This window comes from Psychrobacter sp. Sarcosine-02u-2 (assembly GCF_002836335.1).
Lineage (GTDB): Bacteria > Pseudomonadota > Gammaproteobacteria > Pseudomonadales > Moraxellaceae > Psychrobacter > Psychrobacter faecalis.
Window position 1 is genome coordinate 23,607 of the sequence record NZ_PJBX01000112.1, and the last position, 6,175, is coordinate 29,781.

Annotated in this window: 6 protein-coding genes; 3 read left to right on the top strand and 3 right to left on the bottom strand. The window is 38.8% G+C overall.

Features of this window, described 5'->3' with window-relative positions; genetic code table 11:
• Positions 1 to 85: 85 nt before the first annotated feature.
• The 3 genes from CXF58_RS01930 to CXF58_RS01940 all read left to right on the top strand — a co-directional run bounded on the left by CXF58_RS01930 (position 86) and on the right by CXF58_RS01940 (position 3,536).
• Positions 86 to 712 carry a TetR/AcrR family transcriptional regulator gene (locus tag CXF58_RS01930; RefSeq protein ID WP_102076404.1) on the top strand — a complete coding sequence of 209 codons (627 nt, stop codon included), beginning with the start codon at positions 86 to 88 and terminating at the stop codon, positions 710 to 712.
• A 102-nt stretch (positions 713 to 814) separates the two neighbouring features.
• Positions 815 to 1,468, top strand: coding sequence for an HdeD family acid-resistance protein (locus CXF58_RS01935; protein WP_228706507.1), 654 nt, complete (start codon positions 815 to 817; stop codon positions 1,466 to 1,468).
• A gap of 106 nt (positions 1,469 to 1,574) precedes the next feature.
• The gene (locus CXF58_RS01940; RefSeq protein ID WP_102076405.1) at positions 1,575 to 3,536 is read left to right on the top strand and encodes an oleate hydratase; all 1,962 of its coding nucleotides are present in this window, start codon (positions 1,575 to 1,577) and stop codon (positions 3,534 to 3,536) included.
• A gap of 654 nt (positions 3,537 to 4,190) precedes the next feature.
• Here CXF58_RS01940 and CXF58_RS01945 read toward each other — a convergent pair.
• The 3 genes from CXF58_RS01945 to CXF58_RS01955 form a co-directional block, all read right to left on the bottom strand.
• Entirely contained in the window at positions 4,191 to 4,550 is a 360-nt protein-coding gene (locus tag CXF58_RS01945; RefSeq protein ID WP_102076406.1) for a hypothetical protein, read from the bottom strand.
• A gap of 245 nt (positions 4,551 to 4,795) precedes the next feature.
• Positions 4,796 to 5,683 carry an SDR family NAD(P)-dependent oxidoreductase gene (locus CXF58_RS01950; protein WP_102076407.1) on the bottom strand — a complete coding sequence of 296 codons (888 nt, stop codon included), beginning with the start codon at positions 5,681 to 5,683 and terminating at the stop codon, positions 4,796 to 4,798.
• A gap of 235 nt (positions 5,684 to 5,918) precedes the next feature.
• Positions 5,919 to 6,175, bottom strand: a 257-nt coding sequence (locus CXF58_RS01955) for a zinc ribbon domain-containing protein (protein WP_102076408.1), incomplete at its 5' end; no start/stop codon positions are given.

The window sequence follows — 6,175 nt, forward strand, 5'->3', positions numbered from 1 at the left end:
ATAACTTAACATCTAATACTTGAACAGTTGGTTAATATAAGGATTAAGAAGCTTAACATAAATAAATAAGAAATAAGAGAAGCCTGTGGAACGTGCAGAGCAAGAGCGCTCATTACACACTAAAAATAAGATATTATCAGCTGCCCTTTCCGAGTTTGCTTCAACAGGTTTTGATGGTGTTTCAACGCGCGCCATTGCTAAAAAAGCAGAGGTGAACCATACCTTAATTAGCCATCATTTCGGCTCTAAAGAGGCCTTATGGAAAGCCACTGCAAAATTATGTTTTGAGATTTACAGTGAACATAATTTTGAGAAGCGCAGAAACATGCAAGATGCTGAAGCTCCTACTTTAATACGAGTGCTGTTAAAAGATTCTATAAGGTTTTGTGCCAACTACCCTGATATTCATCATTTTTTGATCCAGGCCAATCAGGGCGATTCGGAAAGACTTGACTGGTTTGTCGAAAACTATTTACGCACTATTTATGATGAAGAGCTGGATATTATTCGAAGAGCACAAAAACTAGGATTGGCTCCTCAAGGAGATAGCATGCATATTCGCTACTTACTGCTGGGGGCAGCAACGTCTATTTATACATTTGCCCCTCAGTTTACAAGATTATCTGGGAGCGATCCTTTTTCCGATGAATTTATTGAACAGCATGTGGACTATGTTTTATCGCTCTTTAGTAGCGGCACCAAAAAGCTATGAGATAGATCACAATGATCTATCTCATAGCTTTTTTTTGTATTAAAACTGCCTAATATTATATCAAGCCGTTATTTTGCAACATACATAGATATCGAGATAAAAATGAGTTCAATCACTAGAAACATCTTTGGCACCATCAATAGAAGCATCAATTATTGGTATATTCCACTTGTTGTTGGCATTATCTTTATTGCCACCGGGATATATACCTTTGTTTCACCGCTTGAGTCTTATGCTGCGCTCGCTATTTTGTTCAGCATATCTTTCATTATTTCAGGCATTTCTGAAATTGCATTTTCTTTATTGAATAAAAAGGTACTTAATAACTGGGGTTGGTTTTTAGTCCTTGGGATTTTAACGTTCATTGTTGGTGTTCTTTTGGTGGTTAACCCAGCAATATCGCAAGCCACACTGCTTTTTTATGTCGGTTTTTTAGTATTGTTTCGTTCCATTAGTGCTGTCAGCCATTCATTCGAGTTAAAAGAATATGGCTTTTCTGACTGGGGGTATTTAGCAGCAATAGGGGTTGTCGGTATTGTTTTCTCCTTAATCTTATTAGCTAACCCTGTACTTGGTGGCATGACAGTTGTTATATGGACTGGTTTAGCCCTGATCACCAGTGGTTGTTATAGTGCATACCTTGCTTTTAAATTAAAAAAACTAAAAGACTTACCAAATAAGATTTCTAATGAACTAAGAAGTAGATTCAATTTAGTCTCTCAAGAAGTTAATAACGTCTTAAACAATAAACAATAACTATATTCTCATTTAATCACTGACCTATAAATATTTAAGTTAATAGCAGCTTCATTTTAAAACAACACTGAGTTATAAGATTCTTTAACCCACTAAGGGGATAATAATGAAAAAGACTAATGAAAAACAAAAAACTATCGACAGCTTTCCACATCAACCAGATGCTAGTAAAGCCTATCCACACCATTACCCACAAAACACCTTGCCGTTTGCTGACAAAATAGGCAACTATCAACGCAATATCGGTAGACCGACCGACGCTTACAAAGACAGTAAAGTTTATATCATCGGTAGCGGCATCGCAGGCTTATCTAGTGCTTACTACTTCATTCGTGATGGTAAAGTACCAGCAGAAAATATCACCTTTTTAGAGCAACTGGAGGTGTCAGGCGGCTCCATGGATGGCTCAGGTAATGCTGAGAATGGCTACGTCATACGCGGTGGCCGTGAGATGGAATTTACCTACGAGAACTTTTGGGATGTCTTCCAAGATATTCCTGCAGTAGAGATGCCAGAGCCATACAGCGTACTAGATGAATATAGACTGATTAACGATGATGATCCTAACTATTCAATCGCTCGTTTGGTACATCAGCAAGGTAAAATCAAAGAAACGAATGGTGTTACTCTAAAAAAATCTGACCAATTAGCATTGATACGTCTACTACTAAAACGCAAAGAAGAATTAGATGATGTGCGAGTCAATGATTACTTTAGCGACAGCTTCTTTGAAAGTAACTTCTGGATACTTTGGAGCACCATGTTTGCCTTTGAAAAATGGCACAGCTTGCTTGAGTTAAAACTATATATGCACCGCTTTTTGCATGACTTAGATGGTCTGCATAATATGTCGATGCTAGTATTTCCAAAATACAATCAATATGATGGGTTTATCGTACCGCTACGTAACTATCTCATCGAAAAAGGGGTTAAATTCCAATACGATACTTCGGTGACGGATTTAGATATTGAGTTTAATCAAGCTGATGACCATGAATCTGTTAAGGGTTCAGCTAATGAGCCAACCAAAACGGTCAAAGCCATCATTGCAGAAGTAGGTGGTAAGCCTACCCGTATTACTATTACAGAGAATGATTATGTAGTAGCAACCACAGGCACAATGACTGATGATACACGATATGGTGATAACGATTCTGCGCCAAACCTAGATGCTATGTTAGACAATCAAGGGCAATCAAAAGGTTGGACGCTTTGGAACAATCTTGCTCATAAGTCCAGCGTCTTTGGTCATCCTGGAAAATTCAATGGTAATGTGAATGAGTCTGCATGGATGTCAGCCACACTGACTTGTAAGCCTTCTGCATTGGTAGATAAGGTTAAAGAGCTGTCTGTTAATGATCCATACTCAGGTAAAACAGCGACAGGTGGTATCGTCACCTTTACCGATTCTAACTGGGTAATGAGCTTTACTTGTAACCGTCAGCCGCATTTCCCTGATCAACCAAAGGACACCTTAGTACTTTGGGTGTATAGTTTGCTGATGGATAAAGATGGCAATTATATTAAGAAACCAATGCCAGAATGTACAGGTAATGAGATTTTAGCAGAGCTCTGCCACCACCTTGGTATTATCAATGAGTTAGACGGCGTGGTTGACAATACCATTGTTAGATCTACTTATATGCCATATATCACCTCACAGTTTATGGTACGTGCGCAAGGCGACCGCCCTGAAATTGTACCGCAAGGTTGTACTAATCTAGGCTTAGTAGGACAATTTGTCGAAACTAGAAATGATGTGGTATTCACCGTCGAAAGCTCTGTTCGTACGGCTAGAGTCGCGGTATATAGCCTACTGAATATCAAAAAACAGGTGCCTGATATAGATCCATCGCAATATGACATTCGTCACCTATTACGAGCGGCAAATACGCTAAATGATGGCAAAGGATTTATTGGAGAAGGCTTATTACGTAAGCTATTAAAAGATACCTATTATGAGCATATCTTGCCACCTACCCATCTAGATAGTCAGGAAGAAACGAAGCGTAATGACTCTATTTTCTCAGAGTATTGGGAGTCTATTAAAGGTATTTGGCATAAATAAGCTCCTTTAGACTGCAACGCTTGTGGTGGCTTAAACGCTCAGTCACCATAAGATAGTGAAGGTGGTAGATGAAACTCTAGTAGTGATCTGTAGCTTGTAGCTGGCTATTTTAAAAGCTAAGGCAGTTACAGTTACTATGATGATTTCTCTATCACCTTTTTTTGTGCTTTTGTAATACATGGATCATGTGAGCTACACAAGACAGTCCTGTAGAAACCAAAATGGGAGATCTTAATAAGAAAAATTAATGATAATAACCCCTGCTATTGATTTAGTCGCCATTAAATTCACACCTAATGCTAGGAGTTCGATGTCTGTATAACGCACTGAACATGTTCCAATAATGGTGTTAAATCACTACCTTTTCACCATCTAAAATGGGCAGTATAGAACTCTCCAAACCGACCATTGTTCCTAGAAGAATAATTATGGCAAATACTAGCAGCTCGATGTCTACTATATAGCGCACCGATCACAGATAGAATATATAGGGCAAGTACACAACGAAGTACACTCAGACTATTTTAGCGAGTTGAAACGTTGCTACCATTAGCCCACAACCAAAGCTTCGAATCCTCACTAGGGTACCGAGCCAGTGAAGGGCTGATTGGTTCGGTGTAGGTATATCTTAATATAAAAATACCTGTAAGGCATTTAGTTTAGTTGGCTCATATCCTTGTCTATCAGAGTACAGTGGTCAATTTTAAATATTGGATACACATCAATAATAGTAAGTCTTTTAGCGTATAAATCCTGATAATTCAGATATTCTATAATGATCTGATTTTCATATATCATGACCCTCATCGCTCCTTCTTCATATATCTTAAATATTACTGCTTCATCTTGATATACATAAGCAGATATTGAGTTCTGCATATCACTGATAGAAAAAACCATTTTTTTATTTTGTGTATCAATGAATATGGATTCTAGCAAACCATCCTTATCTATATGACTCTCGCATCCAAACATCTCCATAAAATCTACATCTTTAGGATAAAAGAACGACATTTTCTTTCCTATGATCAAAGTCTGTGGTCAATTAATTTCGTACAATTTAGGATGATAGACAAAAGAATGCTAATTATATAGCCAATGCTTCGCTACCTGTATAGCGCACCGAACATATTCCCATAACGGACGTTATGTTAAATAAAAATCCACTACCTACCCATTTATATAATTAAACATAATTTTAAGACATTAAAAAAGAGATACCATAGCATCTCCTTTTTAAATTCATCAGACATATTATCTTAGTGATGCTCACCCGGTAAAATTCTGGCAAAGGCACGCTGAGCAATATTTGGTTTTTTATCACTCGTCAATCCAGCGCGGGTACTTGGAAAAATACGATAACCCATCGATTGAATACCAACGTTAATTGCTGGTGCTAATGAATAAGTCGCCGAGGCAAATTTGCCCATGTTACTGGCAATACTGTTTGGTTTATGGACAATCGCTTTGGCAACCATCATCGCCGCCTCATCCGACATAAGCGCAGGCATGTAGCGGTATAACTTAGTAGGCTCAATCATCGGCGTACGTACCAACGGCATAAAGATATTGGTAATCGTAACATTATCGCCCTTCACTTCAGCAGCCAAGCAGCGGCTAAAGGCATCCAATGCCGATTTTGAGGCGACATAAGCAGCAAAACGCGGGCTATTCGCCAGCACACCAATCGATGAGATATTAACAATTTGACCAGTCTGGCGCTCAATCATCGTCGGCAAAAACCCAAGAACTATTTTAACGGCGCCAAAGTAATTGATATCCATGGTACGCTCAAAATCATGGAAACGATCTATAGACTCGTGAACCGAGCGGCGAATAGAGCGTCCAGCGTTATTGACCAAGACATCAACATGGCCGAAATCTGCCAAAATTTGCTCGCTAACTTTTTCAATATCATCCATATTGGTCAAATCACAAGGGTAATAACTGGCCTTGCCACCAAGCTCCTCGATACTGTCTTTCACGGCTTTTAATTTGTCTTCAGTACGTGCCAACAAAATCACATGAGCACCGCATTCACTGAGCAAATAGGCTGTACGCTCACCAATACCACTTGATGCTCCTGTGATAATAATATGCTTATCTTTGACTGCTTTGCTGATTGCTTTTTTTGAGGGATTGGCCATAAAAGATCCTTTTCGTAAATGATATTTCCGTTAATGTTCGCCTAAAGCATAACAAATATAATTGGATTAAAGTTAATAAAGAAGCCGTAAAATGTATTTAATATCATGAATATTAGCAGCTGGGTATTTATTATCAAGTGCATTGCATGAACTACCCCCTACCTTAGAGGTAGGGGTTTCTTAGGTAACGCTCTTACTTGACACGGTGTTCTGTATCAGCGGTTAAGCGAATTGACTAAGCTAACCCTGTCGCACCGACAGTTTTTGATTGTTTAGCCAGTAACAGCCCTTGATGTAAGATATTGATACTGGCGTTAATGTCTCGATCATTTTTCTGCAAACAACTTGGGCAATCCCATGTTCTGACCGATAGCGGTAATTCAGCTTTATTCAGTAAATGATCGCAGTTTGAGCAAGTCTTAGACGATGGATACCATCGGTCTATTTTGACAAGCGCTTTGCCGTACCAGTCTGCTTTATAGGTCAGCATGA